Annotated in this window: 1 pseudogene; it reads left to right on the forward strand. The window is 32.0% G+C overall.

From position 1 onward, the window contains the following. Positions 1–293: 293 nt before the first annotated feature. Positions 294–509: pseudogene (locus tag IE051_RS18660) on the forward strand (hypothetical protein); the annotation flags it as partial.

Consider the following 509-nt stretch of genomic DNA (forward strand, 5'->3'; position numbering starts at 1 on the left):
TTTTTCTAATCTTAAATTCAGGGTTACCTCCACAGGACTAGCTGAAAAAATATTAAATACTGCACACAACATTGTATATAAAAAATTGCTATTTTTAGCTTAACCAATGTTAGTTGCTTTGTTTGCTAGCTTCTGATTTTCCTTCGGAAAATCCTCGCACACAAACACGCAACATTTCATATACGTAACCGTTGTAAAACATTGACCAAAAATTGAAAGTATACAGTAAATGTCCTAAATGTAATCACGAAAACGTGTTTCGAACTAATGCAGCAACACGCGTGGAATTTGCTATGGAACACGGGAAATTCAATAAAATCAAATGTTCAAAATGCAATCAGGAGAACTCACTTAACGCAAATAGGTTTTATGCAAAAGAATCAAAACTGATTGCGATAATTTCGGGTATTATTTTTTTAATTGGTACAATTGTCGGAATTTATTTTGTATTTAAAATGATTTCGGAGATGAAAACAGTTATGGGAATTTTTACTGTTGCTTGTGGATTA

Source organism: Algibacter mikhailovii (assembly GCF_014651495.1).
GTDB classification, from domain to species: domain Bacteria; phylum Bacteroidota; class Bacteroidia; order Flavobacteriales; family Flavobacteriaceae; genus Algibacter_E; species Algibacter_E mikhailovii.